The organism is Paraburkholderia sp. BL23I1N1 (assembly GCF_003610295.1).
Classification (GTDB): domain Bacteria; phylum Pseudomonadota; class Gammaproteobacteria; order Burkholderiales; family Burkholderiaceae; genus Paraburkholderia.
Map to the genome: position 1 here is coordinate 4,400,258 of NZ_RAPV01000001.1, position 15,492 is coordinate 4,415,749.

15 protein-coding genes and 3 pseudogenes are annotated in these 15,492 nt (G+C 61.0%); 5 read left to right on the plus strand and 13 right to left on the minus strand.

The window, feature by feature from the left end:
• Positions 1-63: 63 nt before the first annotated feature.
• Both pqqA and B0G76_RS20530 read right to left on the minus strand, forming a co-directional pair.
• On the minus strand, positions 64-138 hold the full coding sequence (pqqA, locus tag B0G76_RS20525; protein WP_006410019.1) for a pyrroloquinoline quinone precursor peptide PqqA: 75 nt from the start codon (positions 136-138) through the stop codon (positions 64-66).
• A 272-nt stretch (positions 139-410) separates the two neighbouring features.
• Positions 411-2,384, minus strand: coding sequence for a sigma-54-dependent Fis family transcriptional regulator (locus tag B0G76_RS20530; RefSeq protein WP_120296612.1), 1,974 nt, complete (start codon positions 2,382-2,384; stop codon positions 411-413).
• Between the two features lie 475 nt (positions 2,385-2,859).
• Here B0G76_RS20530 and B0G76_RS20535 point away from each other — a divergent pair, with 475 nt between their 5' ends.
• The 3 genes from B0G76_RS20535 (at position 2,860) to B0G76_RS20545 (ending at position 5,564) form a co-directional block, all read left to right on the plus strand.
• Positions 2,860-3,318: a universal stress protein gene (locus B0G76_RS20535; RefSeq protein ID WP_120296614.1), complete on the plus strand. Its 459-nt coding sequence runs from the start codon at positions 2,860-2,862 to the stop codon at positions 3,316-3,318.
• A gap of 195 nt (positions 3,319-3,513) precedes the next feature.
• Entirely contained in the window at positions 3,514-4,329 is an 816-nt protein-coding gene (locus tag B0G76_RS20540) for a creatininase family protein (RefSeq protein WP_120294186.1), read from the plus strand.
• A 62-nt stretch (positions 4,330-4,391) separates the two neighbouring features.
• Positions 4,392-5,564 (plus strand): YncE family protein, encoded by a 1,173-nt coding sequence (locus B0G76_RS20545; RefSeq protein WP_120294187.1) that lies wholly within the window; start codon positions 4,392-4,394, stop codon positions 5,562-5,564.
• Positions 5,565-5,639: 75 nt separating this feature from the next.
• On the opposite strand, the pseudogene B0G76_RS20550 reads toward B0G76_RS20545, so the two are convergent.
• Positions 5,640-6,394 (minus strand): annotated as a pseudogene (locus tag B0G76_RS20550) (YoaK family protein).
• A gap of 47 nt (positions 6,395-6,441) precedes the next feature.
• Positions 6,442-6,891 (minus strand): annotated as a pseudogene (locus B0G76_RS20555) (acetate uptake transporter); the annotation flags it as partial.
• A 59-nt stretch (positions 6,892-6,950) separates the two neighbouring features.
• On the opposite strand from B0G76_RS20555, the gene B0G76_RS20560 reads away from it, so the two are divergent.
• Positions 6,951-8,273, plus strand: a complete 1,323-nt coding sequence (locus tag B0G76_RS20560) for an IS1182 family transposase (protein WP_120289662.1) — start codon at positions 6,951-6,953, stop codon at positions 8,271-8,273.
• Positions 8,274-8,418: 145 nt separating this feature from the next.
• Here B0G76_RS20560 and B0G76_RS20565 read toward each other — a convergent pair.
• Positions 8,419-8,577: pseudogene (locus B0G76_RS20565) on the minus strand (GPR1/FUN34/YaaH family transporter); the annotation flags it as partial.
• A gap of 131 nt (positions 8,578-8,708) precedes the next feature.
• Positions 8,709-10,685 (minus strand): acetate--CoA ligase, encoded by a 1,977-nt coding sequence (gene acs, locus B0G76_RS20570; protein WP_120294188.1) that lies wholly within the window; start codon positions 10,683-10,685, stop codon positions 8,709-8,711.
• A 443-nt stretch (positions 10,686-11,128) separates the two neighbouring features.
• Between acs and B0G76_RS20575 the strand changes: the two genes are divergently transcribed.
• Complete coding sequence (locus tag B0G76_RS20575; RefSeq protein ID WP_120294189.1) at positions 11,129-11,320, plus strand: DUF2964 family protein; 192 nt, start codon at positions 11,129-11,131, stop codon at positions 11,318-11,320.
• Positions 11,321-11,436: 116 nt separating this feature from the next.
• On the opposite strand, the gene B0G76_RS20580 is transcribed toward B0G76_RS20575, so the two are convergent.
• The 7 genes from B0G76_RS20580 to B0G76_RS20615 form a co-directional block, all read right to left on the minus strand.
• A complete protein-coding gene (locus B0G76_RS20580) occupies positions 11,437-11,907 on the minus strand; it encodes a hypothetical protein (protein ID WP_409076723.1) in 471 nt (156 codons plus the stop codon).
• Between the two features lie 42 nt (positions 11,908-11,949).
• A complete protein-coding gene (locus tag B0G76_RS20585) occupies positions 11,950-12,324 on the minus strand; it encodes a DUF3564 domain-containing protein (RefSeq protein WP_120296616.1) in 375 nt (124 codons plus the stop codon).
• A 46-nt stretch (positions 12,325-12,370) separates the two neighbouring features.
• Positions 12,371-12,712: a c-type cytochrome gene (locus B0G76_RS20590; protein ID WP_409076724.1), complete on the minus strand. Its 342-nt coding sequence runs from the start codon at positions 12,710-12,712 to the stop codon at positions 12,371-12,373.
• A gap of 108 nt (positions 12,713-12,820) precedes the next feature.
• The gene (locus B0G76_RS20595) at positions 12,821-13,003 is read right to left on the minus strand and encodes a hypothetical protein (protein ID WP_183082103.1); all 183 of its coding nucleotides are present in this window, start codon (positions 13,001-13,003) and stop codon (positions 12,821-12,823) included.
• A gap of 123 nt (positions 13,004-13,126) precedes the next feature.
• Positions 13,127-14,158 carry an Acg family FMN-binding oxidoreductase gene (locus tag B0G76_RS20605; RefSeq protein WP_120294191.1) on the minus strand — a complete coding sequence of 344 codons (1,032 nt, stop codon included), beginning with the start codon at positions 14,156-14,158 and terminating at the stop codon, positions 13,127-13,129.
• Positions 14,159-14,185: 27 nt separating this feature from the next.
• Entirely contained in the window at positions 14,186-14,968 is a 783-nt protein-coding gene (locus B0G76_RS20610) for a helix-turn-helix domain-containing protein (protein ID WP_120294192.1), read from the minus strand.
• Positions 14,961-15,392, minus strand: coding sequence for a response regulator transcription factor (locus tag B0G76_RS20615; RefSeq protein ID WP_120294193.1), 432 nt, complete (start codon positions 15,390-15,392; stop codon positions 14,961-14,963). Before B0G76_RS20615 ends, B0G76_RS20610 begins: the two co-directional genes overlap by 8 nt.
• Positions 15,393-15,492 lie beyond the last annotated feature (100 nt).

Sequence of the window (15,492 nt, forward strand, 5' to 3'; positions counted from 1 at the left end):
TGCTCCGGGCGCCGCCGCGCACACTGACATACTGCGATGGGCGGGCGGCGCTTCATCGTTGCTTCAGCGATTGGCGATATACATCGTGATTTCAAAACCGAAGCGCAGATCGGTATAGGCGGGGGTGGTCCATTGCATGATTGTCTCCTTGGATACGACATGTGATTGAGGAACCGCATCGAGGAAGCGGTCATATTGATCAAATGCAAGGTCTATGCCGGGCTGGTCACGTGCTGCGATCGATACCGCTGACGCACGAGTAGCGTTTTGTGCCCCGAACGAAAGCGTCGTTGGACATTGACTCACGTTTTGATGAGGAAAACTGACTAACCAGTCCGGCGCGTGAAACAACGCACTGTTCAGTTCGAGGACACCGCTGTTGCAAATTGGAGCACCTGTGACGCAACCGGTCAGACGGCGTCGTCGGCGTTGTCCATACCTTGCTGCGGTAGTTTGCGATAGATCGTATTGCGCGAGACGCCTAGTGCGCGGGCGGCAGCCGACACGTTGCCGCCATGCTGCGCGACCGCCTTGGCGATGGCGTTGGCGGCGACGTCCTCCAGCCGCCCGCTTGATAGCGGTAAGGTTTCCATGATGCTCACAGGCGCGGCGGCAGTGCCGCGCACGTCGTCGAAGAAATCGTCGGGCAAATGCTCGCGCCGGAGCTGGCCGTCCGCATCGACCATGGCGGCGGCGGTTCGCAGGAGATTGCTGAGCTGGCGAAAATTACCGGGCCACGCGCATTGCTCGAACAGCGCCATCACCTCGTCGGCGACGCTCAGTCGCTGCCCGTCAGCGCTTTCGGAGGATGCGGATTGCAGCATCTTTTGAATGACGGCGGATAGATCCGTGCGCTCGCGCAGCGGCGGCAATTTCACCACCAGTCCGTTCAGGCGGTAATACAGGTCCTCGCGAAACCGGTTCTGCACGATCATGTCGCGCAGGTCGCGGTGAGTTGCGCAAATGATGGCGATATCGACCGGTATCGACTTCGAGGAACCAAGCGGATTGATGAGGCGCTCCTGCAGCACGCGCAGCAAGCGCACTTGCAGCGGATAGGGCATGTCGCCGATTTCGTCGAGAAATAGCGTGCCGCCGTTGGCCTGAAGCAGTTTGCCGACGGCGCCTTTGCGCCGCGCACCGGTGAAGGCGCCTTCTTCATAGCCGAACAACTCGGATTCGATCAGCGTTTCCGGTATCGACGCGCAGTTAACCGCAACGAACGCCCCCGAGCGGCGCGGCGAGTCGTTGTGGATCGCCTGGGCCAGCAGTTCCTTGCCGGTACCGGTCTCACCGGTGATCAGGATCGGGATGTCCTTGCCGATTACCTTGCGGACTTTGGCGATGACGGCTGCGATCTGAGGGTCCCCGGTGTCCAGATAGCTGAGTCTCGATAGCACGCTCGCGGCGGGGGGAGAGGACGCCACGCGTTGTGAGGGGCGTGACTCACGATGCCCCTCCGGCGGCCAGGCATCATTGGTGCGCGTGGCACGCCGGAATTCGACGTGAGCGCATACCACTGCGCCGTTGTTCAGGTTCAGCGACAGATGCTGGTCCCGGCTGACGCGCAGACGGTCGATCAGTTGCGCGCTGGTGAGGCCGAATAGCGAGGACAGGGTATGCGCGCGCAAGCTGGTGAGCGGCAATCCCAGTTGAAATTGCGCACTACGATTGGCCGACAGGAAACGGCCATCGCAGGTAAACGCGACGATGCCTTCCATCAAGGTGCCGAGAAATTCGGGCCGGCCGTGAAAGGCAATTTGCAGTGTCTCGCGAAAGGTATTGGTAAACAGATGATTCTCGATCATCTGGACGGACATCTTTGCCAGCGCCAGGGTGTGCTGGTGATAGCTGCGATGGTCGCCGGTGACGTCGAGCACGCCGATCAGATCGCCGTACGGATCCAGGATCGGCACGCTGGAACAGGTGAGAAAGCGATTGGCAGCCAGATAGTGCTGTTCGCCATGCACGACTGTCGGACAGCGCTCGGCGAGCGCCGTGCCGATTGCGTTGGTGCCTTGCCGGTCTTCCGCCCAGTTCGCGCCCGGACGCAGCGCGACTTTTTCGGCTCGCCGGAGAAAATCGTCGTCACCGATCGAGTGAAGAATCAACCCTTCAGCGTCGGTCAGCACAATCATGCTCTGCGTGTTGACGATCTGCTCGTGCAGCGTTTCCATCACGGGCGTGGCATGCGCACACAGGACGCGGCTTTGCTCTAGTTTCAAGGTGAGTTCGGCTGCCGGCAGCACGTCGTAATCCGGCCGCATCGCGGCGCTCAATCCGAACGTTTCGGAGCGTTCGTGAGATTTCTGAATCGACGGCGTGAGCCAGCCGGCCTCACGAGTCGCCATTGGCGTTACGGCGTGACCGACATCATCGCGCATTGTCTCCTCCTGCTGGTCTGCCCCGGTCGCTTCGCCGGAGTCGTGCGGGTACAACTGTGGGTACAACTATAAGCAAATCCTGCGCCAGATCGACTGTAATCGCGCACCGGCAGAACGTCTTCGCCTTTGTTTCGCCGTGACGGGGCGCTCGGATCGAGCCGCTTAGCCGCAGCCGCAGCCGCTCTGGCGATGCGCGATTACGCATATTCATCCCGATACGCGTAGGCGGCTTGATTTGAATCAATGCTGCTGAAATGCGCTGCCGCATCCGCGAAACGTCGGGTTCGCAACCAGGTACGCCAGCGACGGCGTGTACGCCATTGATACAAATCAATCCAGGCGCGAGGGGAAACGCAGATGATGAATTTGTGATCGCTTTCAGTCCAGGTGGGGCGCGTATTCGCGTAGTTCCCGGCAGCGCGATTGATTCGCCATCGGGGGCGAACTCGTAATCGACTTACCAGAGAGGATGGTCATGTACAAAGTTATCCTGGCGGCACTGGATGGCAGCAACGCGTCGAAGGGTGCGTTAAAGGAAGCTATCCGCATGGCGAAGCTGGTCGACGGCACGATGACAGTGGTGTACGTGCTCGACCGTTTCGCGATGTTTGCCTATTCAGCCAATTACGACCAGTTTGCGATGGTCGAGGCACTACGAGCTGAAGGCGATCGAATCCTGGCGAATGCGCATAAAGACGCGACGGAGGGCAACGTGGCGTGCAAGGTCGCTATCGCCGAGACGGACAACATCAGCGAAGACGTCGCCGGCTGCTTGCTGCGTTACGTACAGGGGCACGACGTGGACCTTGTCGTGATGGGCACCCACGGACGTCGCGCAATGCAACGCATGAAGCTAGGTAGCGTCGCCGAGCGATTCCTTCGGTTCTCGACCTGCCCGGTGCTGCTGGTTCGTGATACGGCCGTTGCAACTTGAGCGACATGGAGTTGCCGCCGCGCAGGTACTTCAGTTCGGGCGGAGTGTGCGCATTAAGGATTTCGTAAGTCGATAAGCAACGTGTGTGCGCATGAAGCGACAGTCTCGCCGCTGCGAAGAACAACAGTAGACACCCCACGGGATACTATGCGGATATTCACTCACGAGGTACGCATTTCCCACGAGGACTCCTTCATGCGCTTTCCCCAAAGACGAGCTTTCGCATCCATCATTTTGCTCATCGCCACGCAGACTGTTTTTGCGCAAACCCCGAAAACCGTCTTCCTTGAGGACCTGACCTGGACCGAACTGCGCGACCAGATCCAGACGGGCAAGACCACCATCATCATCCCCATTGGCGGAACCGAGCAAAGCGGCCCCGACGTCGCACTCGGCAAACACAATGCACGCGTCAAGGTGCTGTCGCAGCGGATCGCGGAGGGCCTTGGCAACGCGATCGTCGCACCGGTCATCGCCTACGTGCCGGAGGGCGGCTACGCTCCGCCGACCTCACACATGCGTTTTCCCGGCACCATCACCGTGCCGGACGACGTGTTCGAAAAGACGCTCGAATCCGCCGCGAACAGCTTCAAGGTTCACGGCTTTACCAACGTCGTCTTTCTCGGCGACCACGGCGGCTACCAGAACGACGTCAGACACGTCGTAGCCCAGCTCAACAAGAGCTGGGCCGGCACGAACGCCCGGGCGTTCGTGCCGCCGGCGTACTACGGCACGAGCTCGGAGGGCTACGCGCAGATCCTGCGGCAGCACGGCGTCAGCGATGCCGAGATCGGCACGCATGCGGGACTCGCGGATACCTCGCTGCTGCTGGCGGTAGCACCGCAGATGGTGCGGCTCGAGCGCCTGCGAAGTGGTCCGAAACTGGGACCGGCCGACGGCGTCTATGGCGGCGACCCGCGGCACTCGAGCGTCGAACTCGGTCAACTGGGCATTGACGCGATTGTGTCGCGGACCATCGATGCCATAAAAAAAGAGACCGCAAGCCGCTGAGGTATCCGACAGACTCCCGACTTCGTCTCCGATCACTCAATCACTCGATAACGGAATTCGCCATGCAATTGTGTGCTCACCGCTTTTCGCGCGTTGCAACGGCCGTCGCCGTCGCGCTGGCCGGTTTCTGTGCGGCCGGCACTGCGTCGGCGGCATCAGCTGTCACCACGGTGGCCGGCATGCCGCCCGTGGTGAACCCCGATAACCTGTACAGCGAAGCGGGCGCCGGCCATATGAGCGCCGCGGTCACCAGCGCGCTACCGCGCGTCTATGTGCCGAACCTGCGTTCGAATGATGTCTACGTGATCGATCCGGCCACGCTGAAGGTGGTCGACAGGTTTCACGTCGGCTTCAGTCCACAGCACGTCGTCCCTGCATGGGATCTGCAGACGCTGTGGGTGGCCAACAACGCCGAAGGTCGCCCCGACGGCAGCCTGACCCCGATCGATCCGAAGACCGGTCATCCCGGCAACGCGATCATGGTCGACGATCCGTACAACATGTACTTCACACCGGACGGCAAAGAGGCGATCGTGGTGGCCGAAGCACACGCGCGACTGGACTTTCGCGATGCGCACACGATGGCGCTGAAATCGAGTCTTGAAGCGCCTCAGTGCAAAGGCATCAATCACGCCGATTTCTCGATCGACGGCAAGTACGCGCTCTTTACCTGCGAGTTCGGCGGCAAGCTGGCCAAGATCGATCTCGTCAACCGCAAGGTCGTGGGCTACCTCGAACTCGACCGGAAGGGCATGCCGCAAGACATCCGCATCGCGCCGGACGGCAAGGTGTTCTATGTTGCCGACATGATGGCCGACGGCGTCTACGTGATCGACGGCGACAGCTTCACGAAGATCGGCTTCATCAAGACCGGCGTCGGTACGCACGGCCTGTACCCGAGCCGCGACGGCACCCGGCTCTATGTGTCCAACCGTGGCTCCAATCGCGTGCACGGACCGAAACATGGCAAGGGTAGCGTCTCGGTGATCGACTTCGCGACGCGCAAGGTCGTCGCGAATTGGCCGATTCCGGGCGGCGGCAGTCCCGACATGGGTAATGTCAGTGCGGATGGCACGATGCTGTGGCTGTCCGGTCGCTTCGATGACGTTGTCTACGCGATCGATACGAAGACCGGCTCGGTCAAATCCATTCCGGTTGGCGCGGAACCGCACGGGCTTACCGTCTGGCCGCAGCCGGGGCGTTATTCACTTGGGCACACCGGAAATATGCGTTGATCAGTGACTGGCCACTGGGCTGCGCCCCCTATCGATCTATCCGGTGCGAAATAGGGGCGCATTACAAAAAATACGCTACCGCCGCTGCGCGAACATATCGTCGACGACCGGAACAGCGGCGAGAGTAAGCAGCACGATAGCAAGGGGAATGGTCGCCATAAACCCCAAGTGCTTGAAGCCTATGGCGCCTGCCAGGCCGCCTGCGAGGAACGACAATAAAATAGTGATCCGAGAAGTCGCAGTTTCTGGCGATCTGCACGGACTGCGCCCCCGGTCGTTGCTCCGAGGTCTCCAACGTTCCAGTAAAAAAGCTTGCCTTGTTCGATGCCGATATCGGTCACGAGACCGGTGACGTGCGTCGTGCGGATCTCCGCCTTTGAGATCTTTGTGATCATGGCGTTCTGCAGACCCATTACGTAGCACAGAAGACAGACGGTCACCGGCACGAAGAGCACGCGATGGGTCTCGAGATTCGTGTCGATCAGGCCAAAGCAGAGGAGCAGCGTAGCCTCGAGCATCAACGGCATCGCATAGAGGCTGTGCATTTGCCGGCGACGCCCCCAGTTGATCATAATTGCAGAGGTGGCGGCCCCGAAAAGGAATGACAACAGCGAACTCAATCCCGCAACGACTGCATTGATTTCGCCGAGCGTGAGGTTGTCGGCGAGTGACGACACAACGCCGGACATGTGAGATGTGTATTGCCCCACAGCGAGGAATCCGCCGGCGTTGGCCGCACCGGCGACGAAGGCTAGCGATCGTCCGAGGCGGAGATTCGCCGCGTCGCTGCGCTCAGGTTTCGTGAATCCTCGAAGATAGTTGATCGGCATGCCAATCTTTATCCGTGTGAGCGGCGGCACGCCGGCCGCCGCTTGTTTCAGGCCCCGCGCAGGCCCTGAGTGACCGTCACGGTCACATCGATTTCCTGAACGACGGATCCCACTGGCAGCACCGTGCGTCCGTGCGCCTCGTTGATGATCTCCGCCGCGGACAGATAGAACGCCAGAAGTGCCGTCACCAGGCCGAGATAACCTCCGGCATGGTGCAGCCATTCAAGGCCAGTCCATTCGCTCGCCGCAAGCACGAAGAAAGTCACCCACAAAGATAGAAACACCAGTTGCAACGCGCGCGGCGCACGCCATGTGGCGACCCACATATAAAGCGTGAACACGCCCCACAGGAACAGATACCACCCGATGAACGCCGCAGGCACAGTACCGTGCAGGAACAGCACGAAGAGGGCGAAGGACCACCAGAACGCACCATAGCTCAGAAAGGCCGTCGCGCCAAACGTATTGCCGCGCGGTATTTCCATGAGTCCGGCTAGGAGCGTGCGCGGCAGAAGTCTGATGTCATCCGGTCGGGCACGGTAAACGTTGTTAGCAGATGACAACAAGCTATCTCCCCTACGAGCCGCAGCAGCAGATGTTGCTGCCCCACGCGCTGCAAGACTGGCTGCCCGAAGGGCACCTTGCCTACTACATCAGCGACACGGTGGACTCACTCGACCTCTCCGCTTTCCATGCGCGGTATGCCGGCGGTGGTCAGCGCAACCAGCCCTTTCATCCGGCGATGATGGTGAAGGTGCTCGTGTACGGCTATGCGACCGGCGTGTTCTCGTCGCGCAAGCTGGCCAGGAAGCTGCATGAGGATGTCGCGTTCCGGGTCCTGGCGGCGGGCAACTATCCGGCGCACCGGACGCTGTGCGACTTCCGCGCCTTTCACCTCAAAGAACTGTCGGACCTGTTTGTGCAGGTGGTGAAACTGGCCAGGGAGTGCGGACTGATCAGGCTCGGGACGATTGCCGTTGACGGCACGAAGATCAAGGCCAATGCCTCGCGCCACAAGGCGATGAGCTACGACCGGATGAAGAAAGCCGAGCTTGAACTGAAAGAACAGATCGATGCGCTGCTGGCAAAAGCGAAAGTGGCCGATGACGCTGAGAAGAACGAGCCTGAACTCGATATTCCGGCCGAGATCACGCGGCGCGAGGACCGGCTTGCGGTCATCCGTGCTGCGCGTGCGCGTCTGGAAGAGCGCCAGCGCCAGGCCGATATCGCGCGTGGTCGTAGCGACGACGACACGCCGCCGGACGGCGGCGACAAGCCGAAAAAGAAGTCGCGCTTCAAGTACAGGTTCGGCGAGCCCAAGCCCGACGCCCAGGAGAATTTTACTGACCCGGAAAGCCGGATCATGAAGCACGCCGGCGGCGGCTTCGACTATTCCTACAATGCCCAGGCTGCCGTCGACGACACGGCCCACATCATCGTCGCGGCCGAACTGGGTAACAGTGCCGCCGACAGCGGCCAGTTGCCAGGCGTTCTTGCTGCCGTGCTGCGTGACGCTGGCGCCAATCCCAGGCAAGTCCTTGCCGACGCGGGCTACCGGTCGGAAGCGACGTTCGAGCAATTGCGCGAGCATCCCGCCGAGCTGATTGTGGCGCCCGGACGCGAGGGCAAGAAAGATGTGAGGGTCGATGCCCTGAAGCGCCCGCTGTGCGCCGCGATGGCAGAAAAGTTTACCTCTGCGCAAACTCAGGCGGCCTATCGAAAGCGCAAATGGCTGTCCGAACCGCCGAATGCCTGGGTAAAAAGCGTTCTCGGATTTCGACAATTCAGCATGCGCGGACTGGCCAAGGCTCAGGCCGAGTGGAAGCTCGTCTGCGTGGCGCTGAACCTGCGCAGAATGTCGAAAATGAAACTTGCGTAAGCCCGGAAGGGGGCAAGTTTGCCTGATTTCGCCCCCGGGCAAACCATTTTTGCGCGCACTGGCGGGCAAAACTGCAATCGCAGTTGACGCCGCCCGATCTGGCGTCAACTCCGGAGGCTCAAATTCTGTCTGCCGCGCGGACTCCTAGCATCTGTGCTGTGCCGCCATAAGCGAAAGCGACGGCGAGCACCATGCCCATCGCAGTGCCGCTGAACCAACCGGCATTAATCATACTGAGCAGCCAGGTCGTCAAGGCAAAACCGGCCAGGCCGAGTGCAGCCGGATTAGGGGCTTTGATATTCATGATGAATTCCTCATGCAGAAAGAAGTACAGGTCGATTGCGCGGCTGTCCTTAAGACAGGCGCCGCGCATCGGCCACAACAGGATCGAGCGTCTGAACGCCGGAGCGCCGGAGAGGCGCACCGCCGGACCGTTCAGATCGAATCAGCGAACTGTGAAATCACGGCAGGATTTTCGACGGTCGACGTGTCTTGTGTAATCGATTCGCCTTTCGCGACTGAGCGCAACAAGCGGCGCACGACCTTGCCGGAGCGCGTCTTGGGCATGGCGTCGCCGAACCGGATGTCCTTCGGCTTCGCGATCGGACCGATTTCCCTGGCGACCCAGGCACGCAATTCGTCCGCTATGCGCTTAGCCTCGGCGCCGGTCGGCCGCGCCGTTTTCAGAACGACGAAGGCGACGATGGCTTCGCCGAACGTTTCATCCGGACGCCCGACGACTGCAGCCTCGGCGACGAGTGGATTGGCCGCCAGTGCTGACTCGATTTCCATGGTGCCCATCCGGTGTCCGGACACGTTCAGGACGTCGTCGATACGACCCGTGATCGTGAAGTAGCCGGTGTCCCGGTCACGAATCGCGCCGTCGCCGGCGAGGTACAGCGTGCCGCCGAGTTCGTCGGGATAGTAGCCGTTGCGAAAGCGCTCAGGATTGTTCCAGATGGTGCGGATCATCGACGGCCACGGCTTGCGGATGACGAGCACGCCGCCTTGTCCGTTGGCCACTTCATGGCCGGTTTCGTCGACGATCGCCGCGTCGATGCCCGGCATCGGCAGCGTGCACGATCCCGGCACGAGCGGGGTGGCGCCTGGCAGCGGCGAGATCATGTGGCCGCCCGTTTCCGTTTGCCAGAAAGTGTCGAGCACCGGACAGCGGCCGCCGCCGACATGTTCGGCATACCAGTTCCATGCGCTTGGGTTGATCGGTTCGCCGACCGTGCCGAGAATGCGCAGGCTGCTCAGGTCGAAGCTGCCCGGATGCACGGCGGTGTTAGCGTCGGCGCTCTTGATGAGAGACCGGATGGCAGTCGGTGCCGTGTAGAAGATGCTGACCTTATGGCGCTGGATCATGTCCCAGAAACGACCCGCATTCGGATAGGTGGGGACGCCTTCGAAGATCACCTGGGTCGCGCCGACTGCGGTAGGGCCATAGCAGATGTACGTGTGACCGGTGATCCAGCCGATGTCGGCGGTACACCAGAAGACATCGGCCGGCTTGATGTCGAAGGTCCATTTCATCGTTACGGCGGCCCACAGCAGATATCCGCCGGTGCTGTGCTGCACGCCTTTGGGCGCGCCGGTCGACCCGGAAGTGTACAGCACGAACAGCGGGTGTTCCGCACTGACCCATTCTGGTTCGCAGGTATCGGGTTGGTCCTGTTCGAGTTCATGCAGCCATGCGTCGCGTCCCGCGATCCAGGGGATCCGGCCGCCGGTCCGACGATAGATGACGACCGTTTTGACGGCTTCGGTGCCGCCCATCGCAAGGGCTTCGTCGACGATGGTCTTGAGCGGCAGGGTCTTGCCGCCGCGCACCTGTTCATCGGCGGTAATCACTGCCACCGCACCGACATCGACCATCCGTTCATGCAGCGATTTGGCGGAGAAGCCGCCGAACACGACGGAGTGCGGCGCGCCGATGCGCGCACACGCCAGCATGGCGGCGACGCCTTCCACCGACATCGGCATGTAGATCACCACCCGGTCGCCTTTCTTCACGCCGCGCGCGCGCATCGCGTTAGCGAGTCTGCACACGCGGTGATAGAGCGCCTGATACGTGATGTGCGTGACTTTGCCGTCGTCTGCCTCGAACACGATAGCCGTTTTGTCGGCAAGACCGTTGGTGAGGTTGCGATCGAGGCAGTTATATGAAGCGTTCAGCTCACCGTCTTCAAACCATTGATAGAAGGGCGCGTTGGTATCGTTCAGCACTTTCGTGAACGGTCGGCGCCACTCGAGATGCTCTCTCGCAAGACGCGCCCAGAACGCGGGATAGTCGCGTTCGGCCTCGGCCACGAGCGCACGGTAAGCCTCCATGCCGTCGATGGTTGCATGCTTGAGCGCGGGGATCTGCGGCGCCGTGGAGTTGAGTTGATTAAGTTCGACGGTAGACACGCATAGTCTCCTCTTGGGGGTTATGGCGGCGACCACGCATCGACAGCGTGGTCACTTGAGATGGCTCTTGATGGCCATGATGCGTACACCGATGCGTCTGGGAGTCTGGTGCGAGAACGGCGACGGCTGCCAGGCAGATACGACGGAACGGGGGCCGATGATGACTCAGCGTGGGTGTGTGTAACGACTATGACGGTCTGGCCGACGATGCACTTGATTCACATCAAGAGATGAGTTGCGCCGAGTGCTGGTCGTCTTTCTGCTGATGGATGGCCCGTCAACGTTGCAAGGCGCTTGCATCGCGTGCGCGTGATGCGGCGCTTCCAGACCTTGATGCAAATCAATCGCAATACCTCGATTGGGTCGATGATGAATGCGTCATTGACGGCGCGCGAATTGCCACATCGATTTGAAACGACGTGCATTGAGCCGAGGGAGGAATTATGGTCCGGACAGAATCAAGAATCATCTTTGCGACGGTTGCCGTCTTTATCGCGTTAGCAGGCCTCGCGGGATTAATCCGTGGGCTGCTGTTCGATAGCGCGGACTTCATTCGTTTCGGCGCGGCCGGGCTTGTTGCCGGTGTTGCCTGTTTCGTCCTGCTGCTTAACCTTACAGCGGGCGACGACTCCTAGTAGGCCGCTGAAAGGCACGCGGATGCGATGGCGCCGTATGTGGCGCTGGGAGGAGGCTGGGATAGCACGCGATGAGCCGCGATGATGCGGTAATGCGATAATGCGGGTTGATCGCTTCAGGCTTTGGCCGTGCCGCACGCCGGAGTCGGCGTATCCGATGACGCCGCGCGCTCATCTGGTTCGAGTCGCAAAGCGCCCCAGCCGAGTGGTGCAAACACGTGACCGCCCGCAAGTTCGACCTGCTCCACAAATGACTCAAGCGTGACGCCCGCCATGATGTGGATCGGTGCATTACTGACAAAACTTTGCGTGCGCAGCCATGGCACCTCGCCGCGATTGATTTCGTTGACGCTGCGTTCCTTGCAGTCGTAGCCGCGATCGGGCGTATACAGCGGGCCATCGTAAGCGACGGTCAGGATCTGCTCGGGACTGTCGGTATAAGGGGCACCGGCGTGCTGTTGATAAGGCACGCGTTCCCAGCCGTCGCCCCATTGCTGGTCGAGCGGCAAACGCGTGAAATAGGCCCATGGCGCGCGTACGAAGCAGAGTCCGCACGCATGACGCACGCCGTCCAGATTAGCGGTCATTCCCACGGTAGCTCCTCATCCTGTTGGTCGTGTCGACAATGCTTACGGGTTGTCGTCGGCGGCGAATATACCGTCTTCCGGCTCGGTGTTCTCGTTGTCGACACATTGCACGTGCCAGTGGCCCGTTATCAGCGATCTGCCAGAGTCGGCGCACCATTGTGCGCGTCCGGTTTCACCTTCGAATGGTCCAGACGAGGTGTTCAGATCGAGCCCTTCGAGTACGCAGCAGGGTGTGGAATCGTGCGGCCCGCAGACAAGCGTGTTGCCGCAATCGACGTGCAAGGCGCCCCATTCAGGTAAATCGAGTCCCATATGACCCTCGCGCGACCATTGGCGTTTTTCATTGTCGAGCCACAGGATGACGAATGCCATTGGATTGACACGGTCGAACGTGTCGAGGTGGATGGTGAGGCGCATGAGGTTCTCCGTACATGCCGCGAACATGGGCAAACGAACTGGACCGTTATTGACTTAAAACCCACTGGATTAATGTGTGAGCATCTTCGGGTGTCAATGGGCCACCGCGATCCGCCGGAAGCGGCATGGCCATGTCGCCCCAGTGGGCCTTGCCGCCGAGCCGCAGCTTGTGCTCAAGCATTACGCTGGCGTTTGGCACGCCGCGATAGCGTTCCGCGATCTGCTCAAACGAAGGCGCGAGGAAAGGCGCATCCCGGGTATGGCAGAACATGCAATGCTGCTGATCGACCAGCGCTGTCGGCTCGGACTGGGCAAGCGCTGCACCGCTTGCTGCCAGCAACAGCGCAAGTACGCTTGCGGTCAGATAGTGCAGAGGCGGGGCATTCACGATACACACTCCATGGCGGGTTTTGAGTTCAGTGTAGAGGCGCCGCCGCCGGTGCGATTGACTCATATCAAACCGATGTTTCGCGTTGCGTTCGACCGTCCGCCACGGTCAGTTACTTTCCTCGGGGTTCGCAACATCGAAATGACCGACCGGCTGAGCGAGCACGGCAACGCTGTCGCGCGGCAAGCGCATTTCGCCGGCTAGTGGGCTGCGGTTCGGCCAGCCACGGGCCGCGACTGCCAGCCCGGCGCCCAGCCAAAGAGGCCGCTTGACGCTGCGTTCGATACTCATGGCTATCCGATCGAAACAGGCGGCGCGTCGTTTGCTCGACGAAGTAGGCGGCAAGCCGGTCATGCTCCACAGCGGCTACTTCCGTTTTTGCGAGCGAAGCGGCGTCAGAGGGCCGCTCCGTCCCTACGACACGACTTCGGCAAGCGGTCGCCGCGGCGAATGAGGCGTTTGCCGGCCGCGGCCGATACGCAGCAGCAATTGCGGTACGCCGTCCAGATTCAGGGCGGCACGCAATCTGTCACGCAGTGAAGCCACTTCGATCGGCTGATTGAGGTAGGACGCCGTGATGCCCTCGTCCGCGGCGGTAAGCAGTACCCGTTCAAGCGCCTGACCTGCCGCCAGCCACGCTGCGGCATCGTCCGCTCCGGTGGCGATACACAGCAGTAACGGCGAGCCGGTGACCAGCGTGTGATGGGCGGCTGCCATGCCGCCGCCCAGGTCGAACGTGCGAATCACCGAACCTACCAGGGGCACCGCGAGATCGAGCAGGTCGCGCATGCCCGGCGACAACGCTGGCATGCCATCCTGGCTGCGTTTCGAATGGATCCAGCTCGCGAGTTCGCGCCTGAAGCGCGGATCCTTGAATTGCGCCTGATCGGCTTCAGCGATCAGCGTGGCGAGGTGCTCGCGGATGGCCGCGTTCCCGGCGCAGACAATGTCGGCACCCTCGGCGGCGCCGGCTTCCTCGAGCCGCAACTGGAGTTCGACCGGGACGGGTTCGTCAGCGAAGGTTTCACGGGTCGTGACGCGCCGCGGCATGGCGTCGAATAGTGGTGCAAGGCTGGCGTCGCAACGGCCGTCGCGCAAGATCCGCAGATGCGCCAGCACGTCCACGTCGGCAGGCGAGGGAAACAGTGTGATCGCGTAGGCAAGACCGAAGCGGCTCAGCGCAACGCGGAGATTGAAAAGCGCCGCGCCACAGCTGATGATCAGCTCACGGTCAAAGGGATCGACCACCGGCAGCGCTCGCATACGGTCCGCGCACAACGTGACGCAGTCACCGTCGACGATGAAATGCCACGGTTGCGTATTATGGTTGGATGGCGCCAACACCGCGTATCGCAGTGCAAATCGCAGTTTTTCTTCGATGCCGGCATTCGGGTCGACTTGATGTTCGTCGATGGACCAGGCGGTGTTTTGGGGAAGTGCGTTCATTCAGGGTCTCCTCCTTTTCGTCTGGCGCTACACGCGCGCGAGGCCTTCGAGGTCGAGAATCCTGATCTGTTTGCCATGCGTATCGACAAGCCCGTCCTTCTGAAATTTCGAAAACATGCGGCTGACGGTTTCGAGTTTCATCCCAAGATAGCTGCCGATCTCCTCCCGTGTCATGCGCAGATTGAATGTGGCCGGCGAGTAGCCGCGTGTCTTGAGTCTTCCTGAGAGGTTCAGCAGGAATGCGGCGACCCGCTGCTCGGCGGACATCGTGCCGAGCAGCATCATCAGTGTCGCCTCGCGAACGATCTCGCTGCCCATCAGGCGATGGACGTGCTGTTGCACGGCCTTCACCTCGCGACACATGACTTCGAGCAAATGGAACGGGATGATGCAGACGTTGCTGTCCTCGATGGCGATCGCGTCGCAGCTGTGTTTGCCTGAACATACGCCGTCGAGACCGAGCGAATCGCCGGCGAGATGAAAGCCAGTGACCTGTTCGCGACCGTCGCGATGCATGACGACGGTCTTGAACGAACCGGCGCGGACCGCATAGATACTCTGGAACGAATCGTTGGCGCCGTATAGCGATTCACCCTGTTTGATGGTGCGCGAAACGCACATCAGCGACTCCATGCGCTCGAGTTCGGCCGGCGTCAAGCCTTGCGGCATGCAGATCGAGCGCAGCGAGCAGGTCGAGCAGCGTGCGGCGGGGCGGGCCAGTACTGACGGCGCGAGCGGGGAATGACCTGACGTCGGCAGTGGGACACGCTGCAGCGGCATGATTTCAGTGTATTCGGCGACGTCAGACATGATGTTCTCCTGTGTAGTTGAGGCCACGTGCGCTGCGCTCGTGGGCAATCCGCTTGATCGTGTTGCATGCAAGATCGAATTCACTCGTCTTGTCGAAAAAGTACTGAGCGCCAGCCGCGAGGCACGCCTGCCTGAAGCCCGCGCTCGAATGATTCGTCAGTACGATCGTGATCACCGGCGACGTGCTGTGCGAGATGCTCTGCAGCAGTTCAATACCGGTGCCGCCGGCCAGGCGAAAATCCACGACCACGACGTCGGTTCTGGTTGCGCCGATACCGGCGAGCGCGGTATCGGATTCCTCGGCTTCGCCGACAATCTCGACACCGTCAATTGCGCCGAAGCGCGCCGCCATCCGCCGTCTGATCGGGATCGTGTCTTCAACGAGGAAAACGCGCAGTGCTTGCAGGGACGGGCTTGAGTTCATGGCTCGAAGTATCGGCCGCGCCGTCTCAAATTAAAATCGGCGGCGAACGAACTTCAGGTAGGCGAGCGCGAAGGTGTGTAGGGGATTTCCTACACACGGC

Coding starts and splice junctions, on each gene's coding strand:
- B0G76_RS20530 (WP_120296612.1), bottom strand. CDS start 2,384: ATGCGCGATGATGTCGGTCACGCCGTAACGCCAATGGCGACTCGTGAG.
- B0G76_RS20535 (WP_120296614.1), top strand. CDS start 2,860: ATGTACAAAGTTATCCTGGCGGCACTGGATGGCAGCAACGCGTCGAAG.
- B0G76_RS20540 (WP_120294186.1), top strand. CDS start 3,514: ATGCGCTTTCCCCAAAGACGAGCTTTCGCATCCATCATTTTGCTCATC.
- B0G76_RS20545 (WP_120294187.1), top strand. CDS start 4,392: ATGCAATTGTGTGCTCACCGCTTTTCGCGCGTTGCAACGGCCGTCGCC.
- B0G76_RS20560 (WP_120289662.1), top strand. CDS start 6,951: ATGACAACAAGCTATCTCCCCTACGAGCCGCAGCAGCAGATGTTGCTG.
- B0G76_RS20575 (WP_120294189.1), top strand. CDS start 11,129: ATGGTCCGGACAGAATCAAGAATCATCTTTGCGACGGTTGCCGTCTTT.
- B0G76_RS20580 (WP_409076723.1), bottom strand. CDS start 11,907: ATGACCGCTAATCTGGACGGCGTGCGTCATGCGTGCGGACTCTGCTTC.
- B0G76_RS20585 (WP_120296616.1), bottom strand. CDS start 12,324: ATGCGCCTCACCATCCACCTCGACACGTTCGACCGTGTCAATCCAATG.
- B0G76_RS20595 (WP_183082103.1), bottom strand. CDS start 13,003: ATGAGTATCGAACGCAGCGTCAAGCGGCCTCTTTGGCTGGGCGCCGGG.
- B0G76_RS20605 (WP_120294191.1), bottom strand. CDS start 14,158: ATGAACGCACTTCCCCAAAACACCGCCTGGTCCATCGACGAACATCAA.
- B0G76_RS20610 (WP_120294192.1), bottom strand. CDS start 14,968: ATGTCTGACGTCGCCGAATACACTGAAATCATGCCGCTGCAGCGTGTC.
- B0G76_RS20615 (WP_120294193.1), bottom strand. CDS start 15,392: ATGAACTCAAGCCCGTCCCTGCAAGCACTGCGCGTTTTCCTCGTTGAA.